This window comes from Candidatus Culexarchaeum yellowstonense, from assembly GCF_024707025.1.
Lineage (GTDB): Archaea > Thermoproteota > Methanomethylicia > Culexarchaeales > Culexarchaeaceae > Culexarchaeum.
On the sequence record NZ_JANGFQ010000001.1, the window covers coordinates 90,034 to 105,983 of the forward strand.

General features: G+C 37.4%; 22 protein-coding genes and 1 tRNA gene. 9 read left to right on the forward strand and 14 right to left on the reverse strand.

Features of this window, described 5'->3' with window-relative positions; genetic code table 11:
• Positions 1–12: 12 nt before the first annotated feature.
• Genes MRT15_RS00590 through MRT15_RS00615 form a run of 6 tightly spaced genes read right to left on the reverse strand, consistent with a single transcriptional unit; the run spans position 13 to position 4,017 of the window.
• Positions 13–888 (reverse strand): coiled-coil protein, encoded by an 876-nt coding sequence (locus MRT15_RS00590; protein WP_304326932.1) that lies wholly within the window; start codon positions 886–888, stop codon positions 13–15.
• Positions 885–1,577: an acetate--CoA ligase family protein gene (locus tag MRT15_RS00595; protein ID WP_304326933.1), complete on the reverse strand. Its 693-nt coding sequence runs from the start codon at positions 1,575–1,577 to the stop codon at positions 885–887. Before MRT15_RS00595 ends, MRT15_RS00590 begins: the two co-directional genes overlap by 4 nt.
• A gap of 58 nt (positions 1,578–1,635) precedes the next feature.
• Positions 1,636–2,388, reverse strand: coding sequence for an ATP/GTP-binding protein (locus tag MRT15_RS00600; RefSeq protein WP_304326957.1), 753 nt, complete (start codon positions 2,386–2,388; stop codon positions 1,636–1,638).
• Positions 2,389–2,398: 10 nt separating this feature from the next.
• Positions 2,399–3,184, reverse strand: coding sequence for a molybdopterin-binding protein (locus MRT15_RS00605; protein ID WP_304326934.1), 786 nt, complete (start codon positions 3,182–3,184; stop codon positions 2,399–2,401).
• Between the two features lie 22 nt (positions 3,185–3,206).
• Positions 3,207–3,398 carry a hypothetical protein gene (locus MRT15_RS00610; RefSeq protein WP_304326935.1) on the reverse strand — a complete coding sequence of 64 codons (192 nt, stop codon included), beginning with the start codon at positions 3,396–3,398 and terminating at the stop codon, positions 3,207–3,209.
• Positions 3,391–4,017, reverse strand: a complete 627-nt coding sequence (locus tag MRT15_RS00615; protein ID WP_304326936.1) for a helix-turn-helix transcriptional regulator — start codon at positions 4,015–4,017, stop codon at positions 3,391–3,393. The genes MRT15_RS00610 and MRT15_RS00615 overlap by 8 nt, the downstream gene beginning before the upstream one ends.
• 206 nt (positions 4,018–4,223) lie before the next feature.
• On the opposite strand from MRT15_RS00615, the gene MRT15_RS00620 reads away from it, so the two are divergent.
• Genes MRT15_RS00620 through MRT15_RS00645 form a run of 6 tightly spaced genes read left to right on the forward strand, consistent with a single transcriptional unit; the run spans position 4,224 to position 8,192 of the window.
• Positions 4,224–4,715, forward strand: a complete 492-nt coding sequence (locus MRT15_RS00620) for a hypothetical protein (protein ID WP_304326937.1) — start codon at positions 4,224–4,226, stop codon at positions 4,713–4,715.
• A 2-nt stretch (positions 4,716–4,717) separates the two neighbouring features.
• Entirely contained in the window at positions 4,718–6,052 is a 1,335-nt protein-coding gene (locus MRT15_RS00625; protein WP_304326938.1) for a hypothetical protein, read from the forward strand.
• A gap of 1 nt (position 6,053) precedes the next feature.
• On the forward strand, positions 6,054–6,401 hold the full coding sequence (locus MRT15_RS00630; protein WP_304326939.1) for a hypothetical protein: 348 nt from the start codon (positions 6,054–6,056) through the stop codon (positions 6,399–6,401).
• Entirely contained in the window at positions 6,391–7,368 is a 978-nt protein-coding gene (gene radA / locus MRT15_RS00635) for a DNA repair and recombination protein RadA (RefSeq protein WP_304326940.1), read from the forward strand. The genes MRT15_RS00630 and radA overlap by 11 nt, the downstream gene beginning before the upstream one ends.
• Positions 7,352–7,687: a hypothetical protein gene (locus MRT15_RS00640; RefSeq protein WP_304326941.1), complete on the forward strand. Its 336-nt coding sequence runs from the start codon at positions 7,352–7,354 to the stop codon at positions 7,685–7,687. Before radA ends, MRT15_RS00640 begins: the two co-directional genes overlap by 17 nt.
• Entirely contained in the window at positions 7,671–8,192 is a 522-nt protein-coding gene (locus MRT15_RS00645) for a hypothetical protein (RefSeq protein WP_304326942.1), read from the forward strand. The genes MRT15_RS00640 and MRT15_RS00645 overlap by 17 nt, the downstream gene beginning before the upstream one ends.
• Before the next feature lie 2 nt (positions 8,193–8,194).
• Here MRT15_RS00645 and MRT15_RS00650 read toward each other — a convergent pair whose 3' ends face one another.
• A complete protein-coding gene (locus tag MRT15_RS00650; RefSeq protein WP_304326943.1) occupies positions 8,195–9,301 on the reverse strand; it encodes a radical SAM protein in 1,107 nt (368 codons plus the stop codon).
• Between the two features lie 31 nt (positions 9,302–9,332).
• Between MRT15_RS00650 and MRT15_RS00655 the strand changes: the two genes are divergently transcribed.
• Entirely contained in the window at positions 9,333–9,776 is a 444-nt protein-coding gene (locus MRT15_RS00655; protein ID WP_304326944.1) for a hypothetical protein, read from the forward strand.
• Between the two features lie 56 nt (positions 9,777–9,832).
• Positions 9,833–10,228 (forward strand): Trm112 family protein, encoded by a 396-nt coding sequence (locus MRT15_RS00660; protein WP_304326945.1) that lies wholly within the window; start codon positions 9,833–9,835, stop codon positions 10,226–10,228.
• On the opposite strand, the gene MRT15_RS00665 is transcribed toward MRT15_RS00660, so the two are convergent.
• The 4 genes from MRT15_RS00665 to glmM are packed head-to-tail and all read right to left on the reverse strand — an operon-like array spanning position 10,214 to position 14,284.
• Positions 10,214–11,218: a glycosyltransferase family 2 protein gene (locus MRT15_RS00665; RefSeq protein ID WP_304326946.1), complete on the reverse strand. Its 1,005-nt coding sequence runs from the start codon at positions 11,216–11,218 to the stop codon at positions 10,214–10,216. The two genes, MRT15_RS00660 and MRT15_RS00665, sit on opposite strands and share 15 nt — an antisense overlap.
• Positions 11,208–11,990, reverse strand: coding sequence for a polyprenyl diphosphate synthase (gene uppS / locus MRT15_RS00670; RefSeq protein WP_304326947.1), 783 nt, complete (start codon positions 11,988–11,990; stop codon positions 11,208–11,210). The genes MRT15_RS00665 and uppS overlap by 11 nt, the downstream gene beginning before the upstream one ends.
• A gap of 5 nt (positions 11,991–11,995) precedes the next feature.
• Positions 11,996–12,907 (reverse strand): hypothetical protein, encoded by a 912-nt coding sequence (locus tag MRT15_RS00675; protein WP_304326948.1) that lies wholly within the window; start codon positions 12,905–12,907, stop codon positions 11,996–11,998.
• A 3-nt stretch (positions 12,908–12,910) separates the two neighbouring features.
• On the reverse strand, positions 12,911–14,284 hold the full coding sequence (gene glmM, locus MRT15_RS00680) for a phosphoglucosamine mutase (RefSeq protein WP_304326949.1): 1,374 nt from the start codon (positions 14,282–14,284) through the stop codon (positions 12,911–12,913).
• 83 nt (positions 14,285–14,367) lie between these two features.
• Here glmM and MRT15_RS00685 point away from each other — a divergent pair, with 83 nt between their 5' ends.
• A complete protein-coding gene (locus MRT15_RS00685; protein WP_304326950.1) occupies positions 14,368–14,826 on the forward strand; it encodes a flavodoxin domain-containing protein in 459 nt (152 codons plus the stop codon).
• A gap of 35 nt (positions 14,827–14,861) precedes the next feature.
• Here the strand turns inward: MRT15_RS00685 and MRT15_RS00690 are convergent.
• The 3 genes from MRT15_RS00690 to MRT15_RS00700 all read right to left on the reverse strand — a co-directional run.
• Positions 14,862–14,962: transfer RNA gene (locus MRT15_RS00690), tRNA-Glu, on the reverse strand.
• 75 nt (positions 14,963–15,037) lie between these two features.
• On the reverse strand, positions 15,038–15,355 hold the full coding sequence (locus tag MRT15_RS00695) for a hypothetical protein (protein ID WP_304326951.1): 318 nt from the start codon (positions 15,353–15,355) through the stop codon (positions 15,038–15,040).
• A 153-nt stretch (positions 15,356–15,508) separates the two neighbouring features.
• Positions 15,509–15,950 (reverse strand): hypothetical protein (locus MRT15_RS00700; RefSeq protein WP_304326952.1); only part of this gene is annotated, 442 nt, incomplete at its 5' end.

Genomic DNA, 15,950 nt, shown 5'->3' on the forward strand with positions numbered 1-15,950 from the left:
TTTTGGTTATACTTATAGTTGATGATTTTCATCCATTTCCATTAATGCTTGGAATTCTTCGAAACTCAGTTTCTCCTTCCTCTTAATCTTTTCACGGGCCCTTCTAGCCAGATCCTCCTTTATCTTCATCTCCTCCTCTCTTCTTTTAATGAATTTTATCTTACTCATTTCTGCTTGCAATTCCACAATTCTCTCTCTTATCCTTTCCTCTTCCTTTAATACGTCTTTTATGCGGTTATCCACTTCATTCAATTCATTTGTTTTCCTTTGCTTTTCCTCCTTTAACTTGTCAATTTCCTTTCTCCTTTCCTCCTTCTCCTTTATTATTTCGTTTATCTCTTTACTTATCTCATCCACCCTTCTTTTAATATCCTCTCTTTCCATTACTTTTTCGTTTATCTTCCTCTTAATTTCAGTGTATTCGTCCTTTGCCTTCTTGGTTTTTTCAATGTTTTTTAATAGTCTACTTAGCTCTGCAATTCTTTTTATTATCCTTTCCTCCTCCTCTTTTGACATTATTGTTGTTTGTTGTCTCCATTCTAATTCCTCTATTTCCCTCTTTACCTCCATTTCGTCTTTATTTGTTTTCAAGCTGTTTTCTCTAATTTGTTTGACTATTTCCTCTCTTTTTTTACGTAAATCCATTATTTCTTTGCTCTTCTCCTTTAACAATTGTATTAGTTTCTTCTTGTTTTCTATTTTTTCTGATATTTTTTGATTAATCTCTCCAATTGCTTTGTATTCTTCGCTTATCTTTTTGTTTAGGTCATCTATTTCCTCTTTTCTCCTCCTTTTCTCCTCTAATAGTTTTCCTCTTTCCTCCTCTAACTGCTTATATGTTTCTCTTAGTTTGCTTATTTCATTTAGTATGTCTTCTTCGTTGGTCATTCCAGTATTATCCTCGCATCCACTATTTTTGCCCCTTTCTCGTATACGAATATTGGGTTTAGGTCTAATTGACTTATTTGTGGGAAGTCTGTTAGTAGTTTTGATGTTTTCATTATTGTATCTATTATTGCATTTTCATCGGCTGGAGGTTGTCCTCTATAACCCTTTAATAGTGGGTATCCCTTTATTTCTCTTATCATTTCCATGGCGTCTTCCATGGTTAGTGGGGCTATTCTGAAGGTTACGTCTTTCAATATTTCAACGAATATTCCGCCAAGTCCGAACATTATTGTGTGTCCAAATTGTGGGTCTTTTATTGCACCCACTATTACCTCTAATCCTGCCGGGGCCATTTCCTGTACAAGTATGCCTATTATTTTTGCATTTGGCTTGTTTTTTGCAACATTCTCCATGATCTTTTTATATGCATTTTTTGCTTCTTCTTCATTCTTTATGTTTACTATTACCCCTCCTACATCACTTTTATGTATTATATCTGGTGAAACTATTTTAAAGACCACTGGATACCCTATTTCTTCAGCGTATTTTAGTGCTTCATTAAGGTCTTTTGCCACTTTGAATCTAGTTACGCTCATTCCATATTGTTGGCATATGCTTTTTGCTTCATGTTCCATTAAATACTTTCTCCCTTCTTTTAATGCGTTTTCAATTATCTTCGCTGCATCCATGGATGTTTCCCCACATACCTCACTCCAATTTAATTTCTCTAATTTAAAAACGCTTTGCTCATTCTATTATCGTTTTCCCCAGTATTCTCTCTATTCTTCCTAGGAGTGCATCTCCCCCTTCACCCGTTATTGATGATGTGAATACTATTTCCGCAAACATTTCTTCACTTATCACATCTACGATTCTCTGGCTTATTTCGCTTTGCAGAGTGTCTTCACTGGATATTATTTCCATTTTTAAGGTTTCAGGGTCTTCTATCCATTCCTCTATTTTCTCCTTTAAGTTTTGGCTTAGTAGGTCTGCTTTTGATATAACGTTTATTTGTGGTTTTAGGAACCTATATTGCACTGATGTTGCGAGTAGTAGTGCTGATGCGAAATCGCTTGGCTTTTGTGTGAACATTGCATCTATGAGGAATAGTATTATCATGTTTTCCTCTGATATCTTTGAGATTACTTGTGGTCCAACCCTTCTGAAAGCGAAGAGCTCCATTTGTCCTGGTGTATCTATTAATAAGTATTCGCAGTCTAGGCTTTTTATTTCCTCTCTTATGTCTTTTATGTAGTTTATCATCATGTCTACAGCTGCTATTAATGCTCCGTTTGGTCCAAGTTCATAGTGCATCATTATTTGGTCTAGGTTTATGTAATCTCTTATATCTATGTCTGGGGAGTATGGTAGCCATCTAACTCCTGGATCCAAGTTTAATATTCCAGTGGATTTATCGTTTTCCTCAAGCCATCTTGATAGTGTGTATGTTAAACTGCTTTTACCTGATCCAGCTGTCCCAATGAGCATTATTGTGTCCATTTCAATCAAGTTATATTTCCTTTATTTCGCAGTAATTATGTTTTTCCCGTATCTTCTCCTTCACCTTTTCTATAACTTTATTCCAATCCTTATCTTCATACTTTTGGCTGTATATGTGTAGTTTTAGTGTTATTTTATCGCCGAGCTCCGTTTTTGGATGTGATTTTATGTATATGTCCGGTATCTCCTTCATCAATTCTATTATTGTGGGTGCAAGTTCGGCTTCAGGAACGTTATGTATTGTTAGTTCCTTTTCTTGAAATTTATGTTTGAATCCCAGTATCTTTATAACTTCCCTTTCAAACATATCTTCCATTTCGCTTGGAACTCCTGGTAGGGCTATTATTGTTGTCCCCTCATATTCGAGAATTATCCCTGGGGCTGTTCCAATTAAATTGTTTATTATCCTGCTCCCCTCAGGTATGTATGCCATCTTCTTTGCTGGTTCGCTTAGGGTTCGCCCCCTCCTCTTAAGCTTTCCCTCTATCTCCCTCAACACATTTTCATCTAGCTTTAATATCCTGTTTGTAGCTTTTGATATAGCTTCTATTGTTTTATCATCGAATGTTGGTCCCAATCCGCCTGTGGTTATTATAACTTTGGTCCCTCTATTTATGGCTTCCCTTAGTGCTGAGATTATCTCATTCACATCATCGCCAATGGTGGTTATTCTTCTAACCCTCCATCCCATATCAGTTAATCTCTTAGCAATCCATTGTGCATTGGTATTCACTATTTTACCTATCAGAAGCTCCTCCCCTATACTTATTATCTCCACTACCGAGTTATCCATCATGGTTCGCCCCTCAATATTGTAACTACTTCTTTTTCGAGCTTAACCACCATTTGAGGTATTCCTTCCTCTTATCTTCTTCGGTTAATTCTCTACCCTTTGAATCCTTTATATTTGAATCGAATTTTGATATTGTTAATCCGCATTTTAAGCATACGTAGAATCCCTTCTTATCGTAGTACATTTCTCCCCCGCATTCTGGGCATACTTTAACCATGTTTAATCACCAGTTTGATTATTGCCCATGTTAATCCTCCCACACAAATATATATTATTATTGATAATGCCAATGTTATTGGCATTGCAATTACACCTATTTTTCCTACTGATATTATTGATGTTATAAATGAGAATATTACTCCTCCCATCACTATATCTTTGAATTTTGATTTCATTATTCCGAGGAGAGCCCCATTTAATATTGATAGCGCTATGATTATGTGTGGTGTTCCGCTGAGTATGATCATTGTTGCTCCAGTGATTGCTGGTATTGCGGATCGGATCCATGGGATTCTTTGTCTCAATATTATTTGGATGTTTACTCCAGTTGGCTTCTTTTGAAGTTTTATTTCTTCACCTTCATATAGCATCTTTACAGCTTTTACCCCCTTTTCAGCTAATTTATATCTGTACCCCCTCTCAGTCTGTATCCTCACTATAAATTCATTTTCTAACAGTATTTTCAAATGTTCTGATGTTGTTGATTTCGCCTTCTTTATTTGTTCCGATATTTCATTTAATCCAAGTTCCCCCTTATCGTATAGTAGTTTGATTATCTTTATCCTCGTTTCTTCACTGAGGATCTTCATGTCTTCAATGTTTAATTGATCACTCACACTTTTTCACATAAATATCTATTCGTTTGAAATAGAATATTCGTTTTTCGCCGTTTTCGTCGAACATCTAAACCAGCTTTATTTCTGAATTTCACGTATATTTTCGTGTGGTTGGCATGTGGATTCCTCTAATGTTATTGGTATTGTTCTTTATTTTCCTAGTAAATCCATCGTTGTTTCTAATAATCTCCATACTCATGGTCGCCTTGTTCATAATTTATAAGTTTACTCGTAATGGTAAGCTTAATTTTCCAAGATTTAATAAAGCTGAAGAGCAAAAATGTCTTAGGGAGTTTGTATTTAGAAGCTTAGAACTCGAAAGCCTTCGGGAAGTTGATCTGAGATTTAAATTTAAAGTTTCTGATAAACTGTTACTCGTTTCCAATTCCATTGGATTTACACATGTCTATGGAGCTTTACTCTTCCATAATGTTAGAGACCCTGCTATGCTTAAAAGCATACTTTTAGGCCTCCCATTCGAATATCACTTAATATTTAGGGGTGGTGAAGGTTCCAGTGAATCTTACATTTTATTGTTACATGTTAAGGTTGGATTTCATGATCTAGATTTTACAGTTTCTAAGCTTGTTGGGATTCTCAATTCACTCTCACTTTCCATTCCAGCTGAGAGCGTTGTCATTTTGAGTGGTGATGAAATTATTTCCAAAGTTTTGCCCATAGTTCAGGGGGTGGCTTAGACATGTTTGAGTCCACATTAAATGTTATGCGAGTGAATTTAGTTGATTTACTTAGCAATGATGGTAAATTCGTCTTAGGCTCATTTGGTCCTCTGCAAAGTAGGGTTAGGGTGAATTACTCAGTGATCGATTGTGCAGATTGGGAAAGCGCCTTAATCATAGATTCAGTTGGCTTATACAAGTATCTGCGTAGCGCTTTTGATGATGCTAAATTGTTGAAGCTTGGATTTAATGCTTCAATAAACCCCTTCAAATTTGATTCTGAAGATCCATATATTGAAGCTAAGATTGTTTCCGACATTTTCAGGTTAAGTCTTCATTTAGGTGAAGATTCTGCTAGAGTTTTACTTGATTCCCTAATTAGCTTGATTTCTAAGAGGGGGTTGGAGTTCTCGATTTCCGACATAATTTCTGAAGTTGAGTCTCAAAGTTTAATTTCAAGATCTTATCCTTACGTTCATAGATTGTTGAGACTTCTCGATTTGATGTCCGTTGGGCGTATTGGTTCATCATTCAATTCAACGTATGGCTTTTCAAATCTGAATTCGAGTTTAATAATTGTTGATGTTAGTCATCTGCCCGTTGAGTTTAGAGTTCTCTCATCATTATTGATGTTGATGAAGTTTGGGAGGAATTTTGATTTCATGTTAATTGAGGATGCCGACATAATAGCTCCGGAGATGTCTAGAGCTTTACGTGAAGAGTATGCCATCTCATTTGAACGTTCAATTACATTTTACGATTTAATTAATGGTAGTAGGTCTAGATACATCTTATTGTCTTGCGATAACCCATTGTGGTTGAATTCTAAAGTTAGAGCCATCATAGACATCGCCTTTGCTCCAATCCCGAAAATTAGGGATTCATTGGATATTCTCCTCCGCACCTTCACCTCCAAATCTTACGATCCAAACGTCCTTAAGTCTATTAACGTCAATGATGACGTTTATTTCATGGTTTTTAGGGGTGGCAACATTAATCTTGCAAGTTATAGCGTTAAAGTTGAGTTTAAGGGTGAATTTGAGTTTCCTGATGAACTTAAACCTCTAAAGCCTTCTCAAATGAACACTTTAGTCAAATTGTTTGGTAATAGGGCTGATGTGGCATATGGGGTTCTCTCATTCCTAGCTCAGGGGGTTGTTGAAAGGGATCTGGTTATAGGTTACATTACTGGAGTTTATGGTTTGAGCGCTGCGGAGGCTAAGAAGATTTTGACGACGTTATCAGTTAATGGCTTAATAATTGAGGGGGTTCATCGTGATGGAAAATATTACCTAAAGATTTCTCCAATGGGGGTTGCGGTTATGAATGAGTATTCTGAGTCTGGAGGTGGTTGAATTGTCCAAGTTTATTGTGTGGGATGATGATTCTAGAGGTTTCATGATTCCGATAAAGGTTCATGAAAAATATGTAGCTTTCTTATCATTTAGATTGGTGGAAGATAAAGTTAGTTTAACTTTAAAGATATATCCGAAGAAAACGTTGAAACCTGGCAAGTATGGTGGTAAGATAGTCTTTGAATCGATGATCAGTACCGATGAGTTTAAAGCCTTCATTAAAGCCCTCGAAAAAATAGATTCTCTACTGGTTAATAGTATGCCATCGTTAGTTAATGAATTGGATAGGGTCATTCTCCATTTAAATTGGTTGAAGAACTTGGTTAGGGGTGAATGTTATGAGCGATAAATATTCTTGCTTGGAGGATGTTCCGGGTATAGGTCCAAGTACGGCTGAGAAGCTTAGGAAGATTGGGATATCAAGTCCAAAGCAGCTTTCACTTTACAGTTTAGATGAATTGGCTTCCATGATGGATATAACTGATTACTCGAGGCTGAGCAGAGCCTTATATTATGTGAGGGAAGCTTTCCATCAGAGTAAGATTGTAAGTGCAATTGAATTGTCAAGTTATAGGAGGGGGCTTCCAAGGATATCCACTAAAGTTTCCTCCATAGACAATCTTTTGAGGGGTGGTTTGGAGCCTAGATGTATATATGAGTTTGTTGGGGAGTATGGTTCTGGGAAGACGCAATTATGTTTCCAGCTTTCCGTTACAACTCAACTGACCACTAATAGTGGCGGCGTTAATGGTGGGGTTTTCTATATTGATTGTGAGGGGACATTTTCTGATGCTAGGATATGTAGGATAGCTGAAAGGTTCAATTTAAGTGATCCACTTAAAAGTATATTCGTATCTCAGCCAGTTAATGTTGATGAGCAGATAGATTGCATTAGAATTGTTGCACCCAATTTGATTGAGGAGAAGAATGTTAAGTTGATAGTGCTTGATGGGCTTGTTTCACATGTTCGAGCTGAGTATAGGGGTAGGGAGATGCTTGTGGCTAGGCAGCAGACCCTCAACTACATGCTGAACTTCCTCATGCGTATAGCAATGCTCTACAACGTCTACGTCATTGTAACCAATCAAATAATATCGAGGCCAACTGCTGGTGGCTCCATTGCTGCTGCTGGTGGGAATGTGGTTGCTCATGGTACAACCCATAGATTGTTCTTACAGCATTCATCTTTGAGTAATGTGAAGAAGGGGTTGGAGCATTTCGTTAGGAAGATGGTTGTGGAGGATAGTCCCTATCTACCTAGGGGTGAGCATGCATTCTTCGCTATATGTGAGGATGGGATTGTGGATGTATTGTGATTCAGATGTGCTTAAGCGTTTCATGTTGAAATTTCATGGTAAGAGTTCATCATGGTTTAATCGTTGTGTAGCTAGGCTTATAGATGTGAGTGAGGTTGAAAGGTCTAGGGTTTGGATTGTTAGGGGTAGATCGAATTTCGGGGATAGTGAACCATTCTACATAGTCTATTTCGTAAGGAGTTCTGGAAGGTACTTCTGTACATGCTACTCTAAGCATAAGCTTTACGGTCAATTTAGGATGAGGAGTGTGTGTACGCATGTTGGTAGTGTAATTTTGTGGAGGATGATTCGGGGTGAGCTTAGTGAAGATGGCATTTGAAGATGCATTAAAGCTACTTTCCTCAAGTGATATTCAATCGATACTCATCTTCGGCTGTGATGCACTTCGATTCTTAAATTTCATAGTGAGCTCCATGGGTAGGATTCTGATAATATCTGAGCTCCCTCAGCCATTGAATGTGCAGTTTAGGGATTCCCAATACATAGTGGAATGTTATACCCCCCTCAACCCATCTGACATTTTCAAATTTATTGGTAAAGGTATTGATTCGATAATTTACTTGCCATCAATGGTTTTCCTACAAGGTAGTAGCAATTGTTTCATGCCATTATACAAGGTTTCTCTAAACATGTTTTTGGGGAGGGTTAAGAGGGTTTTGAAGATATGCAGATTGTTATCTTTAAAATTGATACTCCTTTTCAAGGGGGGTGTACTATCCATTGAGGATGATGCCTTAGCATTCTCCCCAAAAATACTAGACGATTTAACTTCATTGTTCGATATAGTTGTCTATTGTGAGTCTAATTGCGCATTGATCGTTTAGATTTATGAAACTGGCTTATAGCATATTCCAAGTTTCTCAGCATATTCATATGCTTCATTCATTTCGCTCCAGCTCACCCTCCTATTAATATCGCTATACTTTTCTGGATACTTCTCAACCAAGTATTCTGGTCTATATTGCTCCATAATGTTCACAAGTGCTCTTGGAGTATTTTCACTTATCCATTTTAAGACTGGTTTTGTGCAGCATTGAATGTGGTTTGGCATTACCAGATGCCTTATTATCATATCTATTGGATAGTCATGCATGATCTTATGGTTTCTAGCCACAATTTTGAAGTAGTTTTCTGCAGCTGAAAGTCTCTTTGCACATTCATCATTTCCATATTTGAAGTCCGGTAACCCTATGTCTATTATTTCAAGGAGTATTTTCATTGTTTCCTCGCTGCAGTACATGTTGCTATTCCATAGTAGTGGGACGTTTATGTTCATGTATTTGAGTGAGCTGACTATGGTGTGTAGGTTTGGTGTTGGTTCTCCTCCAACATAATTTATGTTTCTAACCCCCTCCCTCCTCAATGTTGTTGATATTTTTGCAAGCATTTCAGCATTCACCTTCACTCCACCATGTGGGTGTAGTTGGCTTATATCATAGTTTTGGCAGAATACGCATCTAAAGTTGCATGATGAGAAGAATATTGTGCCGCTTGGAACTAGTGGGGCTTCCTCACCCCAATGGTGGAACCATGATGATACATATGTATTGGCGTTTAATCTGCAGAATCCAGCTTTAACCCTCCTATCAACTTTGCATCTCCTTTCACAGAATGTGCATTCCCTAAGCATTCTATTCACTATCTCTATTTTCAAATCTAGGAAGCTAATCTTTGGTGTTTGCAATTCATTTAAGTTTAATTCCCCCTCCCTTATCTCATCATATATCTTCTTGAATTCCATAGCCTTCTTGTCATGCTCCCTCCATAATTCTTCCATGTCATCTTCTGGGTTGAATTCTGCACTCACCCTTTTGCATATCAGATATTTTGCTGGCTTCTCATCTCTCATAACGCTAATGTACCATGATAATCTACTCTTAACTTCGGGATCCCCCATTACAATTATTGAATCTGGTCTTAGTAGTATGCTCATCAATTCTATTTAAATTGTAAGTGATAAATATTTGTGTTTCCCTAGTTATCTTGGATTTCCAATGCCAGGTAAATCTAGGTTTACTGGTCGTGGTAGGAGTTTTAAGCTTCTATCAATATTCTTCTTGATAGTAATATCCCTTGGCATTTTATCAGTATTGTTATTGTCCATCCCTGAGAGGGTTGAGGTTAAAGCGGTCTTTGACACTGTTTCACTGTATCCTGCTGGTAATTCCTATCGTATATGTCTAGTTTATTTGGTTCGTAATCCTAAGCCATATAGGGTGCAGGTTTATGTCACTTTGGATTTGAGGGATGCGAATATTGGGGTTAGCATATCATATTCAGATGTTAGGGGGGTTGTGGATAATGCTACTAAGAGCTACATACCATATACGGTTTCCGGGGATTACATCATAAAGTTTTCCGTTGAGTTGTCAGCGAATGAGGTTAGAGCATTCTTCATCCTACTATGAATGCACAGTTACCCTTATATCTTCACATGTGAAATCTTGTTTTGGTGTACTCTGGTTTGAAGTATAGGTTGATGGATATCCTTGCATGCCCAATTTGCAAGAACTTCCCATTACAGCTCTATGTATTCCATGAGAACAAGTATGAGTATAATGTTGATCTTGGAAGGAAGGTCTTATGTGAGGAGTATTGTGGTTTGAATGCCAAGTTCCTTAAGGATTTGAATTTGAGTTCCATTGATTGTAAGGCTTGTCTTATGAGGGAGGTTGATGAGGGGGTTTTATTCTGCTCGAAGTGTGGTCGATGGTATCCCATAATTGAGGAGATACCACATATGCTTCCAGATGATTTGAGGGATAAGAATTCCGATCTCTCCTTCTTAAAGAAGTATGCTAACCTTTTACCTGCCAATATTGTTTTGAAGGGGCTTCCATGGAATTTATCCACCAATTAACATTTGCATTAAGCTTCCACTGGCGAAGGCAATTATTCTCATGGCATCAAGTAATGGATATAGTAACGCCTTCAACAGGTTCCTAGTTTTAATAGCATAGTACATTACATCCAATATTAACGCTGTTAACGTAATGGTTGATATTGCAATTATTATTGTTGGATTGCCATTTATCATCATAATTAATCCAACAATCACTATTACGAGGTATATTATGAATGCAAGCAACCCAAGCATAAATATCCTTGCTATCTGTGTTTCAGGGTGATTTTTAAAGAATTTAGGCGCCCCCCTACCATAATTGAATGTTTGCTTAATTAGCCTCCACACACTACTCCTATGCTTATGCCACACATATATTTCTGGGCTTCTCAACACTTTATATCCACTTTTACATATTGAAGCCATGAGGTCTACGTCTTCGAAGGTTTTCATATCCTCCCTTAGTCCACCCACTATGTTTAATATGTCCCTCTTTACAGCCATGTTGCATAGGGCTAAATGTTTGAAGATCTTTACATCACCAGTTTTCTCCGTTTTCTCAGCTATTGGCATTACCCTCATTATTGATTCATCTGAATATTTTGCAATTAAATTATCCTCTAGATCTTTCGATACGAATACGCTTCCACCAACACATCCAACTTCAGGATCCCTCAATTTTTCAACTATCCTTTTAAGCCAATCCCTTGGTAGTATGCAGTCTCCATCTGTGAATGCATATATCTCTCCGGTGGCATTCATTACCCCCACCTTTCTACCATAATTTGGCCCCCTCCCCTCCTCCCTCAATATCTCTACTGGATATTTTGAAGCTATTTCCAATGTTTTATCATTGGAACCTCCATCAATAATTATGACTTCCACTTTATCCTTTGGGTAGTCCAATTGCATTATTGAATCCAATAAGTCTTTTATAGTGTTTTCCATGTTCTTAACTGGAATTATTATTGATACTTTTGGTAACTTGCTTTCACTGTTATCTTCCAAATCTCCTATTCCTCCTCTGATACGTTCTTATGGCTCTCCAAAAATCTATCTTTCTGAAGTCTGGCCAGTATACATCTAGGAAGACTAGTTCGCTGTATGCTGACTGCCATAACAGGAATCCACTTAACCTCTCTTCTCCACTGGTTCTAATTATTAGGTCTGGGCTTGGTTGGGGGAGATGTGAAGTGTATAAGTGTTTCTCAATGACTTCCTCATTTATTTCATCAACCTTAATCTCTCCATTCATAACTTTCTTGCATATCTCCTTTACTGCATCTACTATTTCCACTCTACCCCCATATGCCAATGCTATGTTTAAGTATCTTTCATCATAGTTTTCTGTGACCTTTTCCAGCTCCTCTATCTTCCTTCTTAAATCCTCATCTAGAAGTTCTCTTTTACCCAGCAATTTTACTCTAACCTTCTTTTCATGTATGTTTTTGTCGTTCATGTATTCTTGCACGTATCTCTTTGCTAGGTTCATTATTGCCTCCACTTCCTCCCTACTTCTATTGAAGTTTTCTGTTGAGAATACGTATAGTGTGAGTATCTTTATTCCAGTTTCATAACACCATTTTATTACATCTTTAACCTTTTCAGCCCCCTTTTCATGCCCCATCCATGGTGGAAGCTTTCTCCCCTTTGCCCATCTCCTATTTCCATCCAATATTATTCCAACGTGTGTTGGCTTCTCCTTATCCTTTATTTGTCTCCAAAGCCACTTCTCATATAACTTGTATATTCCGATGATTTCTAGTAGTCTTCTGAGCATTTCTCTTACGCCACCTCCCTTTTTGCTTTAAATAGATTTATGCTTAATTGTAGTGGGGCTATTATTGGATCCCCCTTCTCCATATACTCTTCAACTTCTCTTCCATGCATCTTCATGTAGTTTTGTATTTGTTTTGCTACATCCGCTTCTACTTCTGATGTGAATATTGCTGTTTTTCCACCTCTGCTTATTATGTTCATTGTGATTTTTGGGTGATCGTCCATTCTATAAACTTTTATTGCATACTGTTTTTTCACAGTGGTTTCCTCTATGACAGTTTCAATTACCCCCATTAGCATGTGGTCGCTAAATACATGTTTGATGTTTCCATTTGCAATTTCCATTAAAATACTTTTTAACTTCCTTTCATCTTCCTCGTAAACCTTTACTTCTCCTAATCCTTTCAATACGTCTTTTGCCCTTGGATTATCCATTTTCCTTGAAGCTGCTTCTGCCAATACCTTTATTGTTATTGCTGTTGATATTATAAGTTTCTCCATGGCTTCTAGGTTTGGGCTGAATTTTAGTGGAATTATTTCTGGGGTCATCATCCTTTTCAATTCTCCACTTATATCGCTGAATAGTATTATGATTGATTCTACCCCCATTATTCTGCATATTTCTATGGTGTTCTTCATGTTTGGTGTCAGCTTCTCCCCATCATCTATCATGATTATCATTTTATCTGCATCTCTGTAGGGTGCCACATACCTATTGTATTCTAGTGGTGTGTAGCATCTTATTGGAATGCCCATTAGGGTTTCTGATATTAGTGGGGATATTTTTGCTGCTTGATAGATTTCGTTTTCAGCAATTATACATGTATCTGATGGTGAGATTGCCAGTTGTATGGCGTCTTCCAGATCTTTGAATGCAATTATCTTTTTTATAATTGCTTCAGATTCGTGATCATTCAACTATTACCCTCCCATTTCTCGTATAATTGATTTCAGTTCACCCTCATATCTTAATGCCAATTCTTCAGCTTCTTCCATGCTCTTAGCTTCAACATATATCCTTATTATTGGTTCGGTTCCTGAGGCTCTTATGAGTATCCATGTATCTCTATTCAGCCAAACTTTTACACCATCTATCTTTTCCACTCTATAGTGCTTTTCACTTTCAATTTTTGTGGAAATCTTCCTTATCACTTCATGTTTAATTTCATTTCTACATTCCACCCTCTTCTTCACACTATGATATTTTGGTAACATTGATATCATTTTTGAAAGTTTTATTCCATTTTCATAGATTGCTTCAAGCATTAGTGCTGTTGCCATGGCTCCATCCCTAACGTACTGGTGTTCTGGGTACATTATTCCACCATTATCCTCCATCCCCATTACACCATTAACCCTTATCAATTCATGTGATACCACTACGCTACCCACAACGGTCCATTGAACTCTACCACCATACTTCTCAGCTATCTCCTCCACTATCTTTGATGAGCTTATTGGGGTAACTATAACTCCTCCCCCCTTCTTCTTCAGAATATGCTCCTCTATAACTGCTCCAGTCTTATCCCCCCAATGCACAATCCCCTCATCATCTGTGAATATTGCTCTATCCCCATCCCCATCATATGATACTCCTAAATCGTATCCTCCACTTTTCACGATTTTAGCTACTTCAATTAGGGTTTGGGGTGTTGGCTCAGCCCCTCTACCTGGAAACTCACCATTTATCTCCCCATTAACCACATCATATTCACAGTCTAATTCATTCATTAATTTTGGTATCGTTAGAGTTGAAACTCCATTTCCAGGGTCAATTAATACCCTAAAACCCATTGATGAAATCCCCTTAACATTCACATTTCTCTTGATCGACTTTATATATTCATCAAGCATGTTGGGAGCTTCCCTGAGATGTCCAACTTCATTCCATGGTTTCCTGGAAATTTTGTTATTAAAGAATATGTCTTCTATCTTCTCCTCTTCAGGTCTATCTATTTCCACTCCATCTCCACCGATAACCTTTATTCCATTAAATTCAGGTGGATTATGGCTTGCTGTTATCATTACTCCTCCATCAAGTTTCAGAGTTTTAATTGAGAATTGTAGTAGTGGGGTTGTCGTTAAGCCTGAATTGTAAACGTTACATCCAGAGGCCATTAACCCACTTATCACAGCTCTAAATAGTATTGGACTCGTCATTCTACCATCATATCCAATCATGACTTCTCCTCCACCAAAATATGTTCCAATGGATAATGCTATTTTCACAGCTAGTTCTGGAGTGAGTTCATTTATTCTCCCCCTAATCCCATTAGTCCCAAATAGTCTTCCCATATTTATTCTCCCTCAATTCTTTATTCTCAGTTAATTTTAAATTCTGTCTCCACTATATTTGTTGGTAACTGGGTTTGGTATTTATGCGTAACGTAGTTGTGCTATACGATAGTGTTACCGGTAATACTGCGAAAATAGCTGAAGCTATAGTTAATGGCCTTAAAAAGGGTGGAAATGTTAATATATTGTTGAAGAAGGTTAATGAGAAATTTCCATTGAGAATTTTGAATGATGCTGACTTAATAGTGTTTGGTTCTCCAGCAAGATATGCAAATGTCACTCCTGATATGCATACCCTACTAACGGCTATTTTGGAAGCAATAGAGCTTGGTATACTAAATTTAAAAGGCAAATCATTTGCATTCTTTGGAAGTTATGGATGGGATGGTGGAATAGCATTGGAAAGGGTTTTCAACAAGTATGCTAAGCTTATGGGTTTAAAAGTTTTAATGCCTGGATTCTTCATCGCAGAGACCCCCAGCGAGAATGATTTAAAGCTTGCTGAAGAGTTTGGGTTGAAATTGGCTTCATTATTAAAATGAACTTTTTACTCGAATTTTAAATAATATTTTTATTTTGGTGCCTCGGCCGGGATTTGAACCCGGGTTTCCTGTCACCCATGCTGGTGATCGCAGGCTCGAAAGGCCTGCATACTTGGCCGGACTATACGACCGAGGCTCCCAAAATTTTCAGTACACTATTTATGGATAAAAATTTTGGGTTTTATTTTTTTCCCCATGCTTCTAAACTCTTCTATTCTTCTTTCGTTGTTATGGTGTATCTGCATCCAGTGTATAGTAGTGCTTCATCTATTTTCCTTATTAGGCTTCTAAGCTGCTCTAATGTTGGGGTGTTGGCCCATTCCACTACGTAGTCGTATTCCCCTATTACTTCTCTGCCTCCACGTATACTCTTCCCAGTTTTCAAGTCTATGCTTGGGTCTACAATGGATATTATACGCTCTATGGCTTCACCATATGGGTAAACTTTGGTTATTTCTTTCATCAATTTATCTAAAGCCTCTAACCCTCTATCTATTGATGGCCCATACAATTTTATATAACTCCTCATTCAAATCCCATTTCATATCTAAATTGCCTATTTATTAGCTTATCCACTACTTTAAATGGGATGAATTATGGACCTTAATATAATTTCCTCCTCATTGGAGGTGTGATATGATTTTCGGTTATCCTCTAAATTTTAGTTGTGGCGACTGTATATTTAGCTTTTAATTAATTCTTTTACGTCTACTCCAAGCTCCTTTGCCTTCTTTAATATTTCTTCAAATTGCTTCTTTAATATTTCCTTCTCTTCTTCTTTTAATGCTTCTGGTCTTGATGAAATCACTATTGTCTTTACTGGAACCATATTCATGATTTCTAATGTTGCTGAGATGGGTTTAAATTCTTTATTAGGACCTGTCTCATATTTTATTGATAGCCTTGTTGGGTAATCTACATATCCATATTTATTAGCTTCCTCAACCATCCTCCTAGCAAGCTCAGTCCAAGCCTTCTTATTCTCTTCCCTAACTTCTTGTGGTATGTTTTTGTTGTAGAATGTGGCATAAAACCATCTTTTTGCTCTGAATATTGCCCCTCTACATGTGGGTGATATTCTAAACTTCTGTTCCTGCATTTTCCATGCCACCAATTTCATAATT

Coding starts and splice junctions, on each gene's coding strand:
- glmM (WP_304326949.1), bottom strand. CDS start 14,284: ATGGGAAGACTATTTGGGACTAATGGGATTAGGGGGAGAATAAATGAA.
- radA (WP_304326940.1), top strand. CDS start 6,391: ATGAGCGATAAATATTCTTGCTTGGAGGATGTTCCGGGTATAGGTCCA.
- MRT15_RS00685 (WP_304326950.1), top strand. CDS start 14,368: ATGCGTAACGTAGTTGTGCTATACGATAGTGTTACCGGTAATACTGCG.
- uppS (WP_304326947.1), bottom strand. CDS start 11,990: ATGCTCAGAAGACTACTAGAAATCATCGGAATATACAAGTTATATGAG.
- MRT15_RS00590 (WP_304326932.1), bottom strand. CDS start 888: ATGACCAACGAAGAAGACATACTAAATGAAATAAGCAAACTAAGAGAA.
- MRT15_RS00600 (WP_304326957.1), bottom strand. CDS start 2,388: ATGGACACAATAATGCTCATTGGGACAGCTGGATCAGGTAAAAGCAGT.
- MRT15_RS00695 (WP_304326951.1), bottom strand. CDS start 15,355: ATGAGGAGTTATATAAAATTGTATGGGCCATCAATAGATAGAGGGTTA.
- MRT15_RS00650 (WP_304326943.1), bottom strand. CDS start 9,301: ATGAGCATACTACTAAGACCAGATTCAATAATTGTAATGGGGGATCCC.
- MRT15_RS00610 (WP_304326935.1), bottom strand. CDS start 3,398: ATGGTTAAAGTATGCCCAGAATGCGGGGGAGAAATGTACTACGATAAG.
- MRT15_RS00605 (WP_304326934.1), bottom strand. CDS start 3,184: ATGATGGATAACTCGGTAGTGGAGATAATAAGTATAGGGGAGGAGCTT.
- MRT15_RS00595 (WP_304326933.1), bottom strand. CDS start 1,577: ATGGATGCAGCGAAGATAATTGAAAACGCATTAAAAGAAGGGAGAAAG.
- MRT15_RS00625 (WP_304326938.1), top strand. CDS start 4,718: ATGTTTGAGTCCACATTAAATGTTATGCGAGTGAATTTAGTTGATTTA.